General features: G+C 72.9%; 2 pseudogenes. Both read left to right on the top strand.

What is annotated here, in order from left to right:
- Positions 1-193 precede the first annotated feature (193 nt).
- Positions 194-1,663 (top strand): annotated as a pseudogene (locus B7R87_RS34500) (class I adenylate-forming enzyme family protein); the annotation flags it as partial.
- Between the two features lie 369 nt (positions 1,664-2,032).
- Positions 2,033-21,910 (top strand): annotated as a pseudogene (locus B7R87_RS01750) (SDR family NAD(P)-dependent oxidoreductase); the annotation flags it as partial.
- Positions 21,911-22,296: the final 386 nt, after the last annotated feature.

Raw genomic sequence — 22,296 nt, 5'->3', positions numbered from 1 at the left:
TCCGTTGTCGGTCACGATGCAGACAAGTACGCGCGACGGTATTCGGGCAACCCCCTAAATGCGCGGCGGGAGAATTCGGCCGGGGGCAGGGGGGATGGTCAGGGGGGGATCACCAGGGGTTCGCTGCTAACGTCGCCGACACTCACTGCCGGCTTCGTGCTGCCGTACGGTCAGCCGAGAGAAAGGCGTTTTCATGGCGCGTGGGGAATCACTTCGGCCTGTGCACGAATTGCTGCGCGTGAACGCCGAACGGCAGGGTGACCGGATCGCCTACGTGGATTCCCGACGCGCCGTGACGTACGCGCAGCTCCGGCTCAGGACCGGCCGGATCGCCGGTCACCTCGCCGCGGCAGGGGTGGGCCGTGGCGACCGTATCGCGCTGCTGCTCGGAAACCGGGTCGAGACCATCGAGACCTATATCGCCGCCGCGCGTGCCGCCGCCGTCGCCGTGCCGCTCAACCCGGACGCCGGCGATGCGGAGATCGCCCACTTCCTCACCGACTCGGGCGCGACCGTCCTGGTCACCGACGACCTCCACCTCGACCAGGTGCGCCGGGTCGGCACCGATGCCACGGTCGTACTCGCGGGACGGCGGGATCCGGGCTGCACCGCGTACGAGGACCTCGCCGGAACCGAACCGGCGTACCCGCCCCGCGACGACCTCGCCCTGGACGAACCCGCCTGGATGCTCTACACGTCCGGAACGACCGGACGCCCGAAGGGAGTCGTCTCCGCCCAGCGAAGCGGCCTGTGGTCCGCGCTGTACTGCGACGTACCGTCCTGGGAACTCACCGAGACCGACGAACTGCTCTGGCCCGCACCGCTCTTCCACAGCCTCGGCCACCATCTCTGCCTGCTCGCGGTCCTCACCGTCGGCGCGTCCGCCCGGATCCTCGGCGGCTTCGTCGCGCGCGACGTCCTCGACGCCCTGGCCGAACACCCGAGCACCGTGCTCGTCGGCGTACCGACGATGTACCGCTACCTTCTCGGCGCCGTGTCCGGCGAACCGGAGGCAGGCGCGCTGCGCGCCGCGCTGGTCGCGGGATCCACCGCACCCGCCTCGCTCACGGCGGACTTCGAAGCGGCCTTCGGCGTACCGCTGCTCGATACCTACGGCTGCACCGAGACGACCGGCTCACTCACGGCCAACACCCTGACCGGCCCGAGGGTTCCCGGCTCGTGCGGACTGCCCGTCCCCGGCCTGTCGCTGCGGTTCGTCGACCCGGTGTCCGGCGCCGACGTGCCGCGCGGCGACGAGGGCGAGCTGTGGGCGAGCGGACCGAGCCTCATGCTCGGCTACCACGAGCAGCCCGAGGCGACCGCCGAGGTGCTCGTGGACGGTTGGTACCGCACCGGAGACCTGGCACGCCAGGCGGAGACCGGACATGTGACGATCACCGGGCGGGTCAAGGAACTCGTCATCCGGGGCGGGGAGAACATCCACCCGGGGGAGATCGAATCAGTCGCCCAGGCAGTGCCGGGCGTCCGGGACGCCGCGGCGGCGGGCCGCCCCCACCCCGTCCTCGGTGAGATACCCGTGCTCTACGTCGTCCCGGAGGGACCCACCGTCCCCACCGACGCGATCCTCGCGGAGTGCCGCCGCCAGCTCGCCTACTTCAAGGTGCCCGACGAGATCCTGCAGACCACGGAGATCCCGCGCACCGCATCGGGGAAGGTACGCCGGGGAGAGCTGGCCGGTCGTACGACACGCCTCGTCGCCACCGGAAGCGGCGAGACCGCCCTGTGCGAACTGGTGTGGGAACGGCGCGAGCTGCCCACCACCGTCACGCCGGTGCCGACCGTCATCACCCGCCGTGCCGTGGGCATCGACCCGGCCGAAGTGCCGGACGCGGACCAGGCCGCGCTCTGGGACGAGGCGCTCAAGGACCAGGCTGCCGACCCCGGATCGTTCGTGCTGGTCGATACGGACGGCGAGCCAACGGGCGGAGAGACAACAGGCCGAGAGACAACGGGCGGAAGGACAACGGGCGGAGAGACGACGGGCGGCGAGACGACGGACGGCGAGACGACGGACGGAGAAGCAGCCGACGCCGGTGCCGCCGGGGCCGGAAGCATTGCCGCCGCGGCCTCTCTCGGCGAGCCCCTGGTCGCCCTGCGGAACGGCACGGCCTATGTACCCCGGCTGGTCCACGCGGTCACCACCCCCCTGCCGCCGGGCCCGTGGGCACTGCGACCGCCCGCCTCCGGAACCCTCCGCGACCTCGCAGTCGCCCCGTCCGACGCCCCGCCGCACCCCCTGGCCACGGGTGAGGTCCGTATCGAGGTCCGCGCCGCGGGGCTGAACTTCCGCGATGTGCTGATCGCACTCGGCACCTACCCGGGCGACGGCGAGATGGGCGGGGAAGCCGCCGGAATCGTGACCGAGGTCGGGCCCGGGGTCGACGACCTGACGCCCGGGGACCGGGTGTTCGGCCTGGTGCAGGACGCGTTCCGGCGCAGTGTCGTCGCCGACCGGAGGCTGATCGCACCGGTTCCGCAGGGATGGTCGTTCCCGGTCGCCGCTTCCGTGCCCGTCGTGTTCGCGACCGCCTGGTACGGACTCGTCGACGCGGGTGGCCTGCGGCCCGGCCGCAAGGTACTGATCCACGCCGCGACGGGCGGCGTCGGCATGGCCGCCACCCGGATCGCCCGCCACCTCGGCGCCGAGGTCTACGCCACCGCGAGCCCGGCCAAGCAGCACCTGCTGTACGCCGACGGCTTCGACGCCGACCATGTGGCGGACTCCCGTACCACCGCCTTCGCGGACGCCTTCCCCCCGATGGACGTCGTGCTGAACTCCCTCACCGGCGAACTCCTCGACGCCTCGGTCGCGTTGCTCGCACCGGACGGCCGGTTCATCGAGATGGGCAAGACCGACATCCGGCACGACGCACAGGAGCCCTTCGACCTGTCCGACATCGCCCCCGCACGGCTGCGCGAGATCCTGGAACTGCTCCTGGAACTGTTCGACCGCGGCGAGCTGTCCCCACTGCCGCTCCGCGCGTGGGACATCCGCCGTGCGCGGGATGCGTTCACCTGGATGAGCCGGGCCCGGCACACCGGCAAGATGGTTCTCACCGTCCCGCAGCCGCTCGGGCCGGACACGCCGGTCCTGGTCACCGGGGAAGGCGCCGACGCCGTCGCCGGTCTGCTGCGCCGCGAAGTGGACTCGGGTCCCGTGTTCACCGGCGACGCGGATGCCCTGGCGACGGCGGATGCCGTGGACACGAGTGCGCTCGTGCATATCGTGCTCGGCGATCCGGCCGGCGCCGACGCGTACGCCCGGTCGCGAGCCTCGGAAGGGCTCCCGGCCGTCACGCTCCACGGTCTGCCGGGAATCGAAGAGGCAGCACTCACGGCGGAGCTGATCGAAAGGGCCGTCGCGGGCGGCGGCTCGTACGTCGTCACCCGCGTCGGTTCCGCCGGTGCGCGGGCCGAGGCGATGGCAGGCGCGACGCCACCGATTCTCAGCAGGCTCGCGGGACGGGCCGGCCCGGCGGACCCGGATGGGCCCGGAGCCGTGGACCCGGCATGGGCGAACCGCCTCGCGGCGGCCGCCGCCGACCGGCAGGACATACTGCTCGACCTGGTACGCGACACCGTCGCCACGGTCCTCGGCCTGTCGAACGCCGAACACTGTGCGCCGGACCGGACGTTCCGCGAGAACGGCCTCGACTCCCTCACCACCGTCGAATTCGCGAACATCGTCGCCGCCCGGACAGGCCTGCGCGTTCCCGCGTCCACGGCGTTCGACCACCCCACTCCGCGTGCGTTCGCCGCGCACCTCGCCGGGGCCACAACGGCGGCGCCCGCCCCGGCCCGGACCGTCGGCCCCGGTGAACCCATCGCGATCGTCGGCATGGCCTGCCGACTGCCGGGCGGCGTCGCATCGCCGGAGGAACTATGGCGGCTCGTCGAATCCGGGGGCGACGCCATCACCGAGTTCCCCGCCGACCGCGGCTGGGAAGTCGAGTCGCTGTACGACCCCGACCCGGACGCGGCCGGACGGTCGACGACCCGCCACGGCGGCTTCCTCACCGGGGCGACCGGGTTCGACACCGCGTTCTTCGGGATCAGCCCGAACGAGGCCCTGGCCATGGACCCGCAGCAGCGCCTGGTCCTGGAGACGTCATGGGAGGCGTTCGAACACGCGGGCATCGTGCCGGACACGCTCAGGGACAGCGACACCGGCGTGTTCATGGGCGCCTTCCACCAGGGGTACGGCGCAGGCCGCGACCTGGGCGGACTCGGTGTCACGGCAATCCAGACGAGCGTTCTGTCCGGACGTCTCTCGTACTTCTACGGGTTCCAGGGCCCGGCGGTCACGGTCGATACGGCGTGCTCGTCGTCGCTGGTCGCCCTGCACCAAGCGGTACAGGCGCTGCGCAGCGGCGAGTGCTCCCTCGCCCTGACCGGCGGGGTCACCGTGATGGCGACCCCGCAGAGCTTCGTGGAGTTCTCCCGTCAGCGCGGGCTCGCTCCGGACGGCCGGTGCAAGGCGTTCGCCGACACGGCCGACGGAACGGGGTTCTCCGAAGGCGTCGGTGTTCTGGTGGTGGAGCGGCTGTCGGACGCGGAGCGCAACGGTCACACGGTGCTTGCGGTGATTCGCGGTACGGCGGTGAACCAGGACGGTGCGTCCAACGGCCTCTCCGCGCCCAACGGTGTAGCACAGCAGCGCGTCATCCGGCAGGCACTCGCCAGCGCCGGGTTGAGCGGGTCCGATGTGCAGGCCGTCGAGGCGCATGGGACGGGGACGGTGTTGGGGGATCCGATTGAGGCGCAGGCGGTTATTGCGGTGTATGGGCAGGGGCGTGAGGTGCCGCTGTATTTAGGTTCGTTGAAGTCGAATATTGGTCATGCGCAGGCGGCGGCTGGTGTGGCCGGTGTGATCAAGATGGTGATGGCGATGCGGTACGGGGTGCTGCCGAGGACCTTGCACGTCGGTGAGCGGTCGTCGCATGTGGACTGGTCGGCGGGGGCGGTGGAGGTGTTGTCGGAGGCGAGGCCGTGGCCGGAGTTGGGGCGTGCGCGGCGGGCGGGGGTGTCGGGGTTCGGGGTGAGTGGGACGAATGCGCATGTGGTGTTGGAGGGGGTGCCGGAGGTTTCGGTCTCTCCCACAGAGTCGTCCGGTGGTTTGTTGCCATTGCCGGTGTCGGCTCGTTCGGGTGTGGGTGTGGGTGTGTTGGTGGAGCGGGTGGGTGGGTTGGTGGGGGGTGGGTGTGATGTGGGTGTGGTGGCGGATGGGTTGGTGCGGGGGCGTGCGGTGTTCGGTCATCGGGCGGTGCTGTTGGGGGAGAGCAGGGTTATGGGTGTGGCGGGTGAGGGGTTGCGGACGGTGTTCGTGTTCCCGGGGCAGGGGTCGCAGTGGGTGGGAATGGGCCGCGAACTTGCTGAAGTGTCACCTGTCTTTGCGGCGCGGATGGGTGAGTGTGCGGCGGCGTTGGCACCTCATGTGGACTGGTCGTGGGAGGAGGCGTTGGGGTCGGCGGAGTTGCTGGGGCGGGTGGAGGTGGTGCAGCCGTTGTCGTGGGCGGTGGCGGTGAGTCTGGCGGCGCTGTGGGGGGCGCATGGTGTGGTGCCGGATGTGGTGGTGGGGCATTCGCAGGGGGAGATTGCTGCGGCGTGTGTGGCGGGTGCGCTGAGTTTGGAGGACGGGGCGCGGGTGGTGGCTTTGCGCAGCCGGGTGATCGGTGCCCGGCTGGCGGGGCGGGGGGTGATGGCATCGGTCGCACTCCCCGCCGCCGACATCGAGACGGTGGAGGGGGTGTGGATCGCGGCCCGTAACGGACCGTCGTCGACCGTGATCGCGGGAGATGCGCAGGCGGTGGAGGGGGTTCTGGCCCGGTACGAGAGCACAGGAGTACGGGTTCGGCGGATCGCGGTCGACTACGCCTCCCACACCCCCCACGTCGAGGCCATCGAGGACGAGCTGGCCGAGGTGCTGGAAGGCGTAACCACCCGTACTCCTGTGATCCCTTGGTGGTCCACGGTCGACAGCGGCTGGGTGGAGGAGCCGGTCGACGACGGCTACTGGTACCGCAACCTCCGTCAACCGGTAGCCCTGGACACCGCCATCACAGAACTCGACGGCTCCCTCTTCGTCGAGTGCAGCGCCCATCCGGTGCTGCTGCCCGCCATCGACCAGCAACGTACCGTCGCGTCACTCCGCACCGACGACGGCGGCGGAGACCGGTTCACCACCGCCCTGGCGGAGGCCTGGGTCCACGGCGCGGCCGTCGACTGGACCACCATCGTCCCGCCCACCCCGGAACGACTCCTCGACCTCCCCACCTACCCCTTCGACCACAAGCGCTACTGGCTGCCTCCCGCCCCGGCAGGCGGCAGCGAGGGCATCGGGCATCCGTTTCTGTCGAGCGTGGTGGCCCTGCCGGGCAGCGACGGCGTTCTGCTGAAGGGCAGGGTGTCACTCGCCGCGCACCCCTGGCTGGCCGACCACGCCGTTCGCGACACGGTACTTCTCCCGGGTACCGCGTTCCTGGAGCTGGTGATCCGCGCCGGTGACGAGACCGGCTGCGACACCATCGACGAGCTGGTCATCGAAACACCGCTCGCCCTTCCGGTCACCGGTGCCGTCGACCTCACCGTCACCGTCGACCGGCCCGACGAGGCCGGACGCCGCCCCGTGACCGTCCACGCCCGCCTCCAGGGAACCGGCACCTGGACCCGCCACGCCACCGGAACCCTCACCACCGGCACCAAGCGGACCACCGATGCCCCGGACCCGTACACCTTGGCGCAGTGGCCCCCGGCCGGAGCGCAACCGGCAAGCCTGGACCGGTTCTACGAGCAACTGGCGGCAGCGGGCTACACCTACGGTCCGGCGTTCCAGGGGCTGCGCGCTGCATGGACGGCGGGCGACACGATCTACGCCGAAGCCGCTCTGGACAGCGCCGAAGAGGTGGACCGCTTCGGGGTTCACCCGGCGCTCCTGGACGCGGCCCTGCACGCCGGACGCCTCGACGCGGGCGACGCATTGGAGCTTCCGTTCTCCTGGACGGGTGTGCGCCTGCACGCCGGTGGGGCCACCGCGGTGCGCGTCGCTCTCATCCGGGGCCCGGGGGGCGTCACCGTGCAGATGGCCGATCCGGACGGTCGTCCCGTCGTCACCGTAGACGCGCTGGTACTACGACCGGGTACCGGCACGCCGTCGGGACCGAAGCTCCTCGGGTTGGAGTGGGTGCCGGTGGCGGAAGCCGTCTACGACGGGACCCTCCCCGACGGCTACACCCTCATCACCGCCGCACACCCCGACGAGCCGGACGACCTCACCGACCTCACCGATATGCCCGCCCTCACCCAAGCCCGCACCACCCGCACCCTCACCGCCCTCCAACACCACCTCACCACCACCCACCACACCCTCATCGTCCACACCACCACCGACCCCGCAGGCGCCGCAGCCACCGGACTCACCAAAACCGCCCAGAACGAACACCCAAACCGCATCCACATCATCGAAACCACCCACCCCCACACACCCCTCCCCCTCCACCAGATCACCACCCTCAACCAACCCCACCTCCGCCTCACCCACCACACCCTCCACACACCCCACCTCACCCCCCTCCACCACACCCCCACCCCCACACCACCCCTCAACCCCCACCACGCCATCCTCATCACCGGCGGCTCCGGCACCCTCGCCGGAATCCTCGCCCGCCACCTCAACCACCCCCACACCTACCTCCTCTCCCGAACACCACCACCCCCCACCACCCCCGGCACCCACATCCCCTGCGACCTCACCGACCCCCACCAACTCACCCAAGCCCTCCACCACATACCCCAACCCCTCACCGCCATCTACCACACCGCAGCCACCCTCAACGACGCCACCCTCCACAACCTCACCCCCCACCACCTCACCACCACCCTCACCACCAAAGCCCACACCGCCTGGCACCTCCACCAACAAACCCAACACCACCCCCTCACCCACTTCATCCTCTACTCCTCAGCAGCCGCCACCCTCGGCAGCCCCGGACAAGCCAACTACGCCGCCGCCAACGCCTTCCTCGACGCCCTCGCCACCCACCGCCACACCCAAGGACAACCCGCCACCACCATCGCCTGGGGCATGTGGCAAACCACCACCAACCTCACCACCCAACTCACCCACACCGACCGACAGCGGGTGCGCGACGGGTTCCGGCCGCTCACCGAGGCGGAGGGCAGGCACTTCCTCGACCTGAGCCTCGCCACGGACGAGCCGTTCGTGATCGCGGCGATCCCCGCCGCACCCGAATCCGTATCCGTACCCGAATCCGAGCCCGCCCGCCGGCGCGTGGAGCGCCCCACCGTCCGTACGGGCGAGGACCGCGGCCGTGATCTGCTGGCCGTCGTGTGTTCGGCCACCGCCGCCGTGCTGGGCCACCCGGACGCCTCCGGTATCGGGCCCGCGACCGCGTTCAAGGATCTCGGCATCGACTCGCTCAGCGGTATCCGGCTGCGCAACAGGCTCGCCGAGACGACCGGCGTCAGGCTCTCCGCGACGGCCGTCTTCGACCATCCGACTCCGGACGCGCTCGCCACGCAGCTCGCCGCGGCCCTGCGCAGTGCCGGAGCGCCGCCGGGCGGTGCGGAGACCGCGGCCCCGGCGCCCGTACCCCCGAAGGCGGTGGCGGGGGACGAACCGCTGGCGATCGTGGCCATGGCCTGCCGGATGCCCGGCGGTGCGGATACCCCGGAAGACCTGTGGAACCTCGTCGAATCCGGTGGCGACGGGATCACCGATTTCCCCACCGACCGCGGCTGGGACCTCGCGGCGCTCTACGACCCGGACCCCGACGCGATCGGCAAGGTCTCCGTGCGCCACGGCGGGTTCCTCGCCGGGGCGGCCGACTTCGATGCCGAGTTCTTCGGCATCAGCCCGCGCGAGGCGCTGGCGATGGACCCGCAGCAGCGGCTGATCCTCGAAGTGTCGTGGGAGGCGTTCGAACGGGCGGGCATCCTGCCCGCGAGCGTCCGCGGCAGCGACGCCGGGGTGTTCATGGGCGCGTTCGGCCAGGGGTACGGTGCCGGTGTCGACCTGGGCGGCTTCGGGGCGACCGGCACGCCGACGAGCGTGCTCTCCGGACGGCTCTCCTACTACTTCGGGTTCGAGGGCCCCTCCGTCACCGTCGACACGGCCTGCTCGTCGTCGCTGGTCGCCCTGCACCAGGCCGCGCGGTCGCTGCGCTCGGGGGAGTGTTCGCTCGCGCTGGTCGGCGGGGTCACCGTCATGGCGACGACGACGGGATTCGTCGAGTTCTCCCGTCAGCGCGGGCTCGCCCCCGACGGCCGGGCCAAGGCGTTCGCGGACACCGCCGACGGCACCAGCTTCTCGGAAGGCGCCGGTGTCCTGATCGTCGAGCGGCTCTCCGACGCCACCCGCCTCGGCCATCCCGTGCTCGCCGTGGTGCGCGGCTCCGCGGTCAACTCCGACGGCGCTTCGAACGGCCTCTCCGCTCCGAACGGTCCCGCGCAGCAGCGCGTCATCGAACGTGCGCTCGCCGACGCGGGCCTCGCACCGGGCGAGGTCGACGCCGTGGAGGCACACGGCACCGGTACCCGTCTCGGCGACCCTATCGAGGCCCAGGCACTGGAGGCGGCGTACGGGGCCGGCCGCGAGCGCCCGCTGCTCATCGGCTCGCTCAAGTCGAACATCGGCCACACCCAGGCGGCGGCCGGTATCGCGGGTGTCATCAAGATGGTGATGGCGATGCGGCACGGCGTCCTGCCGCGCACGCTGTACGTGGACGAACCGTCCCGGCACGTCGACTGGGACGGCAACGTCCGGCTGCTGCGCCGCAACGAGCCGTGGCCGGACACCGGCCGCGCCCGGCGCGCGGGCGTCTCGTCGTTCGGCATCAGCGGTGCCAACGCCCATGTGGTGCTGGAGTCCGGCCCCTCCGCCGCTCCCGGTTCCTCCGCGAGTCTCGGTCCCTCCGCGACTCTCGGTCTCCCCGCCGCCCCCGGCCCCTCCACCGCTCCCGTGCCCCCCGCCGCTCCCGTACCGCTCCCCGAGGCCGAGACGCAGGACGTGCTGTGGCCGGTTTCGGCCCGCACCTCGGACGGGGTGCGGGACGTCGCGGCCCGTATGGCCGCCCTCACGGCAAGGGCGGCCGCGATCGGGCATTCGCTCGCCACCACCCGCACGGCCATGCGCCACCGGGCGGTTGTCCCGGCCCGGGACGCGGAGGCGTTCGCCCGCGGCGAGGAAGTGCCGGACGTGGTGCGGGGAACGGCCGACATCACCGACCCGCGCGCCGTGTTCGTGTTCCCGGGCCAGGGCTCCCAGTGGGCCGGTATGGGCGCCGAACTGCTCGCGGCCGAACCCGTCTTCGCGCGGCGGCTCGGTGAGTGCGCCGCGGCCCTCGCCCCGCACACCGGCTGGGACCTCCTCGACGTCATCACCCAACGGCCCGGCGCGCCCGCTCTGGACCGGGTCGATGTCGTGCAGCCCGCGTCGTTCGCCCTGATGGTGGCCCTCGCGGAGCTGTGGAGCGTGCACGGGGTCGCCCCGGCCGCGGTGGTCGGGCATTCCCAGGGGGAGGTCGCCGCGGCCTGCGTCGCCGGGGCGCTCACCCTCGACGACGCCGCGAAGGTCGTCGCGCTGCGCAGCCGGCTCGTCGCCGCCGAACTCGCCGGGCGAGGAGGCATGGTCGCGGTGGCGCCCGCGGACTTCGACGCCGCCGCGTGGACGGGGCGCCTGGAGGTCGCCGCGGTCAACGGGCCCGCGTCGATCGTCGTCGCCGGAGCGGCCGATGCCGTAGAGGAGTTCCTCGCCGCCGCACCCCGTGCCCGCCGGATCGCCGTCGACTACGCGTCGCACACCGCGCACGTCGAGACGGTCCGTCAAGCCCTGCTCGACGCCCTGGCCGACCTCACCCCGCGAGCACCGGAGATCCCGTTCTTCTCCACCGTGGACGGGGAGTGGCTCGACCGGCCCGCCGACGCCGCCTACTGGTACGACAACGTGCGCCGCCCCGTCCGCTTCGGCGTCGCGACGAGCCGCCTCGACGAACTCGGCTACCGCGTATTCGTCGAGACCAGCCCGCACCCGGTCCTCACCCCCGCGCTGGAGGACACGCTCGCCGGGCAGCCGAACACGGTGGTGGTCGGCACGCTGCGGCGCGGCGAGGGCGGGCCGCGCCGCTTCGGCAAGTCGCTCGCCGCGCTCTGGGTCCGGGGCGTACCCGTCACCTGGTCGTTCGGGGTGTCCCGGAGTGTGCCGCTGCCCACGTACCCGTTCCGGCGCGACCGCTACTGGATCGACGCGGAACCGGCCGGCGGCTCCGGGCATCCGCTGCTGGCCTCGCTGGTCGACCGTGCCGACGGCGAAGGGGCGCTCGCCACCGCGCTGTTCTCGGTACGCCGACAGCCCTGGCTCACCGACCACGAGGTCGACGGGCGGATCATCGTGCCCGGCTCGGCGCTCGTGGAACTCCTTGCCGAGGCGGGCACCCGGCTCGGTACACCGGCGATCGCGGAGCTGACGATCGTCGTACCGCTGGTGGTCGACGCCGACGCGGCCACAGAGGTCCAGTTCACGGTCGGCTCCGAGGTGTCCGGGCAGCGGCCCGTACGCCTGCACAGCCGTACCGGTACGGGGCCGTGGACCCTGGTGGCCACCGGAGCGCTGAGCGCCGAGACCCGCGAACCGGCGACGCCCGAGTGGCCTCCCCCCGATGCCGACCCGGTCGACCCGGCAGGCTTCTACGACACGCTGCCGCTCAGCTACGGGCCCGCTTTCCGCGCCGTGACGGCGCTGTGGGCCGGCCGGGGACGCGCCTACGCGTCGGTCCGCCTCGGTGAACAGCTCACCGACGCCCGGTACGGACTGCACCCCGTCCTGCTCGACGCGGCACTGCACGCCCTCGGCATGCTCTTCGACGATCCGGAGCGGCGCAGGCTCGCGTTCTCCTGGACCGGCGTACGGATGTACACGCGCGCCGCCACCGCGCTGCGGGTGCTCCTCGAACGCGTCGGCGCCGACACGATCCGGGTCCTCGCCATGGACGAGCACGGCGCCCCGGTCCTCGAAGCGGACGGTCTGACCGTACGGGGCGCGGAGCCCGGCAACGACGCGCTGTTCGAGGTCGTCTGGGTTCCCGTGCCGGCCGCGCCCGTCCCCGGCTGGACGTATCACGCCGATGTCCCCGAAGGGGATACTCCCCCGGTCGTGGTCCTTCCCTTGGAGCCCGGCGACCCCGGCGACCCCGGCGACCCCGGCGACCCCGGCGACCCCGGCGACCGCGGCGGATCGCCCGGCGTCCGGGCCCGGGAGCTGGGCCGCGATCTGCTCGCGACGGTGCAGACGTGGCTCGCGGACCCCCGCCGGGCCGGTTCCCGCCTCGTCGTGGTCACCCGCACCGGCGATCCCGCGCAGGAAGCGCTCGGCGGTCTGGTCCGTACCGCCGGGACGGAGAACCCCGGCCGCGTCGGCCTGATCGAAGCGGACGAGATCACGCCCGCCACCGTCGCGGCCGGGCTCGCCGCCGGTGACGAGCCCCGGGTCCGGGTCGCCGGAGGGACGGTCCGCGCCGCTCGTCTGCGCCGTGTCGCCGCGGCCGCGGGAGCCTCCGCGCTGACCGGGGGAACCGTCCTCGTCACCGGCGGCACCGGCGGCCTCGGCCGCCTTCTCGTGGACCATCTGCTCACCGTCCACGAGGCAGCGGAGATCGTCGTGGCGTCCCGCGGCGGCCGGCCCGGCGGAGCGCCTGAGGACGACCGGGTGCGGTACGCGGCCGTGGACGTCACCGACCGGGACGCGCTGGCCGCCCTCGTCGACGGCATCTCCGGACGGCTCCGCGCCGTCGTGCACATGGCCGGGATCGTCGACGACGCGGTCGTGGCGACCATGCGGCCCCAACAGTGGGACGACGTACTGCGGGTGAAGGCCGACGTCGCCTGGCACCTGCACGAACTGACGCGCGACACCGAACTCGCGGCGTTCGTCCTGTACTCGTCGATCTCCGCGACGTTCGGCGGGGCGGGGCAGGCGAACTACGCGACCGGCAACGCGTTCCTCGACGCGCTCGCCCGCCACCGGCGCGACCGGGGACTGCCCGCCGTCTCCCTCGCGTGGGGGCTGTGGGACGAGGCGGACGGCATGGGCGGACGGCTGACCTCCACCGACCTCGGCCGCATCGCCCGCGGCGGCATGATCCCGATGACGGCCGCGCAAGGACTCGCCCTGTTCGACGCGGCCCTGCACAGCGACCGCGCCGCACTCGTCCCCGTCCGCCTCGACCTCGCCGCCGTCGCCGCGGCGGATCACGTCCCACCGATCCTCCGCGACCTGGTACCGGCCGCGCGGCGCACGCCCGCACCGGCCGGCTCGCGCGACATGCTCGAACTCGTCAGGACGAGTGCCGCCGCGGTCCTCGGCCATCGCGACGTGCACGCCGTCGAACCCCTGCGCGCGTTCAAAGACGTGGGCTTCGACTCACTGACCGGCGTCGAGCTGCGCAACCGGCTGACCGACGCGACGGGTCTGACCCTGCCCGCCACACTCGTCTTCGACCACCCCACACCGCAGGCACTCGCCGCCCACCTCGACGAACTGGCCGGTACCCGGGCGGCCACCCGGCGACGTACACCGACCCCGGCCCGCCGCCACGACGAACCACTGGCGATCGTGGGCATGGCGTGCCGCCTGCCGGGCGGGGTCATGTCCCCCGACGATCTGTGGCGGCTGCTGGAGTCGGGCGGCGACGGCATCACGGCATTCCCCGCCGACCGCGGCTGGGACCTGGAAGCGCTCTACGACCCCGACCCCGACCGTCCGGGCACGTCCACCGTCCGGCACGGCGGATTCCTCCCGGGGGCGGCCCACTTCGACGCCGCGTTCTTCGGGATCAGCCCGCGCGAGGCCCTCGCGATGGACCCGCAGCAGCGGATCGTCCTGGAAACGTCGTGGGAGGCGCTCGAACACGCGGGCATCGACGCGCACACCCTGCGCGGCAGCGACACCGGCGTGTTCATCGGCGGCTACTTCTACGGGTACGGCTCCGGCTCCGATCGCGGCGGATTCGGCGCCACCAGCACCCAGACCAGTGTGCTGTCGGGCCGCCTCTCCTACTTCTACGGACTGGAGGGCCCGGCGGTCACGGTCGACACGGCGTGCTCGTCGTCGCTGGTCGCGCTGCATCAGGCCGGTCAGTCGCTGCGTACCGGGGAATGCTCCCTGGCACTGGTCGGCGGCGTCACGGTGATGGCCTCGCCGTCCGGTTTCGTCGACTTCTCCCAGCAGCGCGGTCTCGCCTCGGACGGCCGGTGCAAGGCCTTCGCGGACGCCGCGGACGGTACCGCCTTCGCGGAGGGTTCCGGTGTGCTGGTGGTGGAGCGGCTTTCCGATGCCGAACGCCTCGGCCACCGCGTCCTCGCGGTCGTACGCGGCTCCGCCGTCAACCAGGACGGCGCCTCCAACGGACTCTCCGCACCCAACGGACCCTCCCAGGAACGTGTCATCCGGCAAGCCCTCGCCAATGCGCGGCTCGAACCTTCCGACGTCGACGCCGTGGAAGCGCACGGCACCGGCACCCGCCTCGGTGACCCCATCGAAGCCAGGGCGCTTCTGGAGACGTACGGACAGGACCGTACGGCGCCGCTCCTCCTCGGCTCCCTGAAGTCCAACATCGGCCACACCCAGGCCGCCGCGGGCGTCGCGGGCATCATCAAAATGGTCCTGGCGATGCGCCACGGCACCCTGCCCCCGACGCTCCACGTCGACCGGCCCACCACCCACGTCGACTGGTCGGCAGGCAGCATCGAACTCCTCACCGAACCCAGGCCCTGGCCCGATACCGGCCGGCCCCGGCGGGCCGCCGTCTCCTCCTTCGGCGTCAGCGGCACCAACGCCCACGTCATCCTCGAAAGCCGCCCCCAGCCGGAAGCCGAGACCCCGCCCGGCGCCCACCCCGCACCCCTGCTGATCTCCGCCCGCACCCCCCGCGCCCTCCATGAACACACCACCCGCATCCGGGCCTTCCGCGACTCCGGAAGCTGCGACGAACACGCCGTGGCCTCGGCCCTGCTCGCCCGTACGGCCTTCCGGCACCGGGCGGCCCTCATCGGCACGGACCTGATCACCGGCACCGCCGAACCGGACCGCCGCCTGGTGTGGCTCTACTCCGGGCAGGGCTCGCAACGCCCCGGCATGGGCGACGAACTGGCCGCCGCGTACGACGTGTTCGCCCGCACCCGCCGTGACGTCCTCGACGCCCTCCGGGTGCCCACCGGACTCGACCTCCACGACACCGGATACGCCCAGCCTTCGGTCTTCGCCCTCCAAGTCGCGCTCAGCGCCCAGCTCGACACCTGGGGCGTACGCCCGGACGTCCTCGTGGGCCACTCCATCGGCGAGCTGGCCGCGGCGTACGTCGCCGGTGTCTGGTCCCTCGACGACGCGTGCACCCTGGTCGCGGCGCGCGCCCGGCTGATGCAGGCCCTGCCGCACGGCGGCGCGATGGCCGCCGTCGTCGCGTCCGAGCAGGAGGCGCAGCCGCTGCTGCGCGACGGCGTGGAGATCGCCGCGGTCAACGGCCCCTCGTCGATCGTCCTCTCCGGTGACGAGGCCACGGTGCTCGACACCGCGGCCCGACTCGGCCGCTTCACCCGCCTGCGGACCAGCCACGCCTTCCATTCGGCCCGGATGGAACCGATGCTCGACGCGTTCCGGGAGGTCGCGGAGGGGCTGACGTACCACGAGCCGAAGATTCCGATGGCCGCGGGCGCCGAGTGCGCGACACCGGAGTACTGGGTGCGGCAGGTCCGCGACACCGTCCGGTTCGGAGAGCAGATCGCCGCGTACGACGGGGCGCTGCTCCTGGAGGTCGGCCCGGACCGCAATCTGTCCCGCCTCGTCGACGGCATCCCGATGCTGCACGGCGACGACGAGCCCCGGTCCGCGATGACCGCGCTCGCCCGCCTCCACACCAGTGGTGCCACGGTCGACTGGCCGAAGGTCATCGGCCCCGCGCCGGCCTCGCCGCCGGACCTGCCGACGTACCCGTTCGCGCGGGACCGCTACTGGTCGGCGTCCCGCGGCAGCGGCGATACGGCCCCCGCGGGTCAGCTGCCCGTCGACCACCCGGTGCTGACCGCGGCGGTCAGTATTCCCGGCAGCGGTGAACTGGTCCTCACCGGCCGCGTCGACGCCGCCGATCCACTGGCGCACTCCGTGCACGGCATCGCGGTACTCCCGGCCGCCGTCCTCGTCGACCTGGCGGTCACCGCGGGCGACGAAGCCGGCTGCGGTGTTCTGGAGACCTTCGCCGTGGACACCCCGCTGGTGCTTCCGCAGTCCGGCGGGGCCGCGCTCTCCGTCACCGTCGCGGCGCCCCGGGAAGACGGCCGCCGCACGGTCACCGTGCATGCCCGGCACGGCAACGGCGAGTGGACCGGGCACGCCACCGGAATCCTCGCCGCCGAAGCCCCGGCCCCGGCCCCGGCCTTGGCAGCACCGTCGGTGTGGCCGCCCGCGACGGCCCGCCCGTTGGATGTCGGAGAGCAGGCGGACGCCCTGGCCAGGGCCGGTCACACGGGCGGCCCCGCGCAGCCCCGGCCGCACGCGGCCTGGACCGACGAGGGCGCCGTCTACGCCGAAGTGTCCCTCGCCGAAGACCGGCTGTCCGAAGCCGGGCGCTACGGACTGCACCCGGCTCTGCTCGGCGCCGCGCTCACCCTCGCCGCGGCGGGGACCGATCTTCCGTACGCCTTCGACGACGTGCGCGTCCACACCGGCGGAGCCACCGCGGTACGGGTCGCCGTCACCGCCCACGGCGTACACATCACGGACGGGACCGGGAGGCCCGTCGCCACCGTCGGCGCCGTCCGCAGCCGCCCCCTGACCGTCGAAGGAGCCGTTCCGGGCCTGCTGCGACCCGTACTGGCAGAGCCGGCCGAGATACAGGAACCGCCCCCCACCACCGCGACGACCGGTGGACTCGACGACCCGACGGTCCCGGACGTCGTGATCCTTCCCGCGTACGGGACCGGGGGCGCCCCGCTCGACGAGGTACGGCGCCTCGGGGCCGAGGTGCTGGCCGCGCTGCAGCGCTTCCTCACCGACGACCGGTACGCCGAGGCGGTGCTCGCCGTCCACACCGGGCCCGGCCTCGCCGCCGCGGCCGTCGCGGGCCTCGTACGAACCGCGCAGGCGGAGCACCCCGGCCGGATCGCCCTCGTCGACGCCGCACCGGACACCGCCGCCCCGCTGCTGGCGGCGGCCGCCGTCCTCGGTGAACCACAGACCGTGCTGCGCGACGGCCGGACCTATCCGCGCAGGCTCACCCCGGCGGCCCCGGCCGGTGACGCTCCCGCACTCGACCCGGACGGCACGGTCCTCATCACCGGAGGGTCCGGAACACTGGCGGGCATCATCGCCCGGCACCTCGTCGACCACTACGGAGTACGCCGGCTGCTGATGCTGTCCCGCGGCGGCACGGCGAACGACGTCCCGGGCGCCCATGTCACGGCCGTCGCCTGCGATATCGCGAACCGGGACGAGCTGGTATCGGCACTGGCGGGGATCGACCCCGCACACCCCCTGACCGCCGTGGTGCACACCGCGGCCGTCATCGACGACGGAGTCCTCACCGGACTCACGCCGGAGCGTCTCGACACCGTCCTGCGCCCGAAGGCCGACGGCGCCTGGCACCTGCACGAACTCACCAAGGACCAGGACCTCGCGGCGTTCGTGCTCTACTCCTCGGCCGCCGGGGTGCTCGGCAGCCCCGGCCAGGGCAACTACGCGGCAGCGAACGCGTTCCTCGACGAACTCGCCGTACAGCGCCGGGCCACCGGACTGCCCGCCCTGTCGTTGGCCTGGGGCCTGTGGGAGCCGGAGAGCGGACTGACGGCCGGGGCCGGCGACCGCCTGCGCCGATCCGGCGTCACGGCACTGAGCACCGAACGCGGACTGGCGCTCTTCGACGCGGCCCTGCGGTCCCCGGACGCGGCGCTCGTCGCCGCCGACCCGGCGGGGCTCGGTGATACGCCCCTCCTCAGGGCAGCGGGCAGGGTCCCCCGGCGCCGTACGGCCGGTGCCGGAGCGCTCGCGGACCGGATCGCCGGACTCTCCGCGGCCGAAGCGGAGAAGGTCGCGCTCGCCGTCGTCCGGGAGTGCGCGGCGGCCGTGCTCGGCCACGACGGCGCCGACCGGATCGAACCGACCGCGACCTTCAAGGAACTCGGCGCCGACTCCCTCACGGCGGTCCGGCTGCGCAACGCGCTCACCGAGGCGACAGGTGTACGGCTCCCCGCGACCGCGGTCTTCGACTTCCCGACGCCGCAAGCCGTCGCGGCGAAGCTGACCACCGCCCTGTCCGGCCGCCCGGCGGAGCCCACCCGCGCGCCGACCCCGGCCATGGCAGTCGACGAACCGCTGGCGATCGTGGGCATGGCCTGCCGGCTGCCGGGCGGGGTCGCGTCACCCGACGGTCTGTGGCGGCTGCTGGAGTCCGGTGGCGAGGGCATCACGGCGTTCCCCGCCGACCGCGGCTGGGACGTGGACGCGCTCTACGATCCCGACCCCGGGCATCCGGGCACGTCCACGGTCCGGCACGGCGGGTTCCTCCCGGGGGCGGCCGACTTCGACGCCGCGTTCTTCGGGATCAGCCCGCGTGAGGCCCTCGCGATGGACCCGCAGCAGCGGATCGTCCTGGAAACGTCGTGGGAGGCGCTGGAACAGGCGGGCATCGTCCCCGGAACGCTCCGCGGCAGCGACACCGGTGTGTTCATCGGCGCGTTCTCCGACGGGTACGGCCTCGGCACCGACCTCGGCGGATTCGGCGCCACCGGAACCCAGACCAGTGTGCTGTCGGGCCGTCTCTCGTACTTCTACGGTCTGGAGGGCCCGGCGGTCACGGTCGACACGGCGTGTTCGTCGTCGCTGGTCGCGCTGCACCAGGCCGGTCAGTCGCTGCGTACCGGGGAGTGTTCTCTGGCACTGGTCGGCGGTGTCACGGTGATGGCCTCGCCGTCCGGTTTCGTCGAGTTCTCCCAGCAGCGGGGCCTCGCCTCGGACGGCCGGTGCAAGGCCTTCGCGGACGCCGCGGACGGTACCGCCTTCGCGGAGGGTTCCGGTGTGCTGGTGGTGGAGCGGCTTTCCGATGCCGAGCGGCTCGGCCATCGTGTTCTCGCGGTCGTACGCGGCTCCGCCGTCAACCAGGACGGCGCCTCCAACGGACTCTCCGCACCCAACGGACCCTCCCAGGAACGCGTCATCCGGCAAGCCCTCGCGAACGCGCGGCTCGAACCTTCCGACGTCGACGCGGTCGAAGCACACGGCACCGGCACCCGCCTCGGGGACCCCATCGAAGCGACCGCGCTCCTCGCGACCTACGGACAGAGCCGCACCACACCGCTCCTCCTCGGCTCCCTGAAGTCCAACATCGGCCACACCCAGGCCGCCGCGGGCGTCGCGGGCATCATCAAAATGGTCCTCGCCATGCACCACGGCACCCTGCCCCGCACCCTGCACGTCGACACACCGTCGTCGCACGTCGACTGGACGGCGGGAGGAGTCGAACTCCTCACCGAAGCCCGGCCCTGGCCCGGGACGAGCCGGCCCCGGCGGGCCGCCGTCTCCTCCTTCGGCGTCAGCGGCACCAACGCCCACGTCATCCTCGAAGCCCCCGCGGCTCCGGATTCACCGTCCGCAGCTTCACCGTCCGTGGCGCCCCGCGAACCGCTGTTCCTCACGGAGCGCACCCCGCTCCCGGTCTCGGCCCGTACCCCCGAGGCCGTCGAAGGCCAGATCCAACGGCTCCGCGCACACCTGGCCGAACACCCCGGCGACGACCCGCGTACCGTCGCCGCCGCGCTGTTCTCCACCCGCACCGAGTTCCCGCACCGCGCCGTGCTCCTCGGCGAAGGCGCTGTCACCGGCACGGCGCTCACCCGGCCGCGTACGGTCTTCGTCTTCCCCGGACAAGGCTCCCAGTGGCTCGGCATGGGCCTGAAACTGATGGCCGAGTCACCGGTGTTCGCGGCCCGGATGAGGGAGTGCGCGGACGCGCTCGCCGAACACACGGGCCGCGACCTGATCGCCATGCTCGAAGACCCGGCCGTGAAAAGCCGCGTCGACGTCGTCCACCCCGTCTGCTGGGCGGTCATGATGTCCCTGGCCGCCGTGTGGGAGGCCGCGGGGGTACGTCCGGACGCCGTCATCGGCCACTCCCAGGGGGAGATCGCCGCGGCCTGTGTCGCCGGGGCGATCACACTGGAGGACGGTGCCCGGCTCGTCGCGCTCCGCTCCGCCCTGCTCCAGCGCGAACTCGCCGGACACGGCGCGATGGGTTCGATCGCGTTCCCCGCCGCCGACGTCGAGGCGGCCGCCGCACAGGTCGACAACGTCTGGGTCGCGGGCCGCAACGGCACCGGCACCACGATCGTGTCCGGGCGGCCCGACGCCGTCGAAACGCTGATCGCCCGCTACGAGGCCCGAGGCGTCTGGGTGACCCGCCTCGTCGTCGACTGCCCGACCCACACCCCGTTCGTCGACCCGCTGTACGACGAGTTCCAGCGGATCGCCGCGGCCACCACCTCCCGTACGCCCCGAATCCCCTGGTTCTCCACCGCCGACGAGCGGTGGATCGACTCCCCGCTGGACGACGAGTACTGGTTCCGCAATCTGCGCAATCCCGTTGGTTTCGCCGCCGCCGTGGCCGCCGCCCGCGAGCCGGGTGACACCGTCTTCGTCGAGGTCAGCGCCCACCCGGTACTGCTGCCCGCGATCAACGGCACAACCGTCGGCACGCTGCGCCGCGGCGGAGGGGCCGACCAGGTCGTCGACTCGCTGGCCAAGGCGTACACGGCCGGTGTGGCCGTCGACTGGCCGACCGTCGTCGCGGCACCGGGGACGGCACACGACACCACAAGGACGGCATCCGGACCCGTCCCGGGACCGGCACACGACCTGCCGACGTACGCCTTCCACCACGAGCGCTACTGGATCGAACCGTCATCCGGTACGGACGCCACCGGCCTCGGACTCGACGCCGTGGACCACCCGCTGCTCGCCGCGTCCGTGGCCCTGCCCGACACCGACGAGACGCTGCTCACCGGCCGTTTCTCCCTCGCCACCCACCCGTGGCTCGCCGGGCACTCCGTCGCGGGCGAAGTGCTGCTGCCCGGACCGGTGTTCGTGGAGCTGGCCGGGCGCGCCGCCGACGAGACGGGCTGCGACCTGCTCGACGAACTGGTCATCGAGACCCCCCTGGCGCTGCCCGCGACCGGCGCCGTACAGGTCCGCGTGACCGTCGCCGCAGCCGACGACGGCGGACGCCGCGCCGTGCGCATCCACGCCCGGAAAGACGGGGACGGGACGTGGACCCGTCATGCCTCGGGCCGGGCCGGTATCGCCACCGCCGAGCCGGCCACGACCGACGGCCCCTGGCCGCCCGCGCACGCCGAGCAGCTCGACACCGCGGAGTTCTACCGAAGGCTCGACGACGAGGGGTACGGGTTCGGCCCCGGGTTCCGAGGCCTGTCCGCGGCATGGCGACACGGTGACACCGTCTTCGCGGAGGTGGCCGTCGACGGCGCCCTCGCCAGGGACGCCTCCCGCTACACCCTGCACCCGGCGCTGCTCGTCACCGCGCTCCAGGCGGGCAGCCTGAGCGCGGGCTCCGAGGACGCGGGGGTCCGGGTCCCGTTCGCGTTCTCCGGTGTACGGGTCCATTCGAGCGGCGCCACGAAGGCGCGGGTCACCTTCACCGCCGCCGACGGCGGTGCCCGCGTCCATCTCGCCGACGAGACGGGACGGCCGGTCGCGGAGATCGGGTCACTCGTCACCCGGCCCCCCGCCACCCCGGATCCGGGCGGAGACGTACGCCTGTACCGGCGTACCTGGACCGGTGTCAGGGCGCCCGCGGCACCCGGCACCACCGCCGTCAGATACCCGGACCCGGGCGACGGCACCGCGCCCGGGGGCGACCCGTTCGACACGACCCGCCCCGATGTCCTCGTGGTCAGGGCGTCCGATCCCGCGGACGTACGCACCGCGCTCGACGACCCGAGGACGGCCGGCGCCACGCTGGTCGTGTCCGCGGCCGCCGGAACCACTGCCGGTGCCGTCGCGGCGCTGGTCGACACCTCACCACCCGGACGGATCGTGCTGGTGCAGACCGCCGACACGATCACACCCCGCCGCGCCGCGGCCTTCGCCCGCCTCGACGAACCGCACCTCAGGCTCACCGGTGGACGCCTCGAAGCACCACGCCTGGTCCCGGCCCCGCCCCGCACCGATCCACCCCCGTACGGCGGCGTCGTGCTCCTCGCCGG

The organism is Streptomyces tsukubensis (assembly GCF_003932715.1).
Classification (GTDB): Bacteria; Actinomycetota; Actinomycetes; order Streptomycetales; family Streptomycetaceae; genus Streptomyces; species Streptomyces tsukubensis.
The sequence above is the reverse complement of the archived record's forward strand: the minus strand, read 5'-3'. Positions and strand labels throughout refer to the sequence as shown.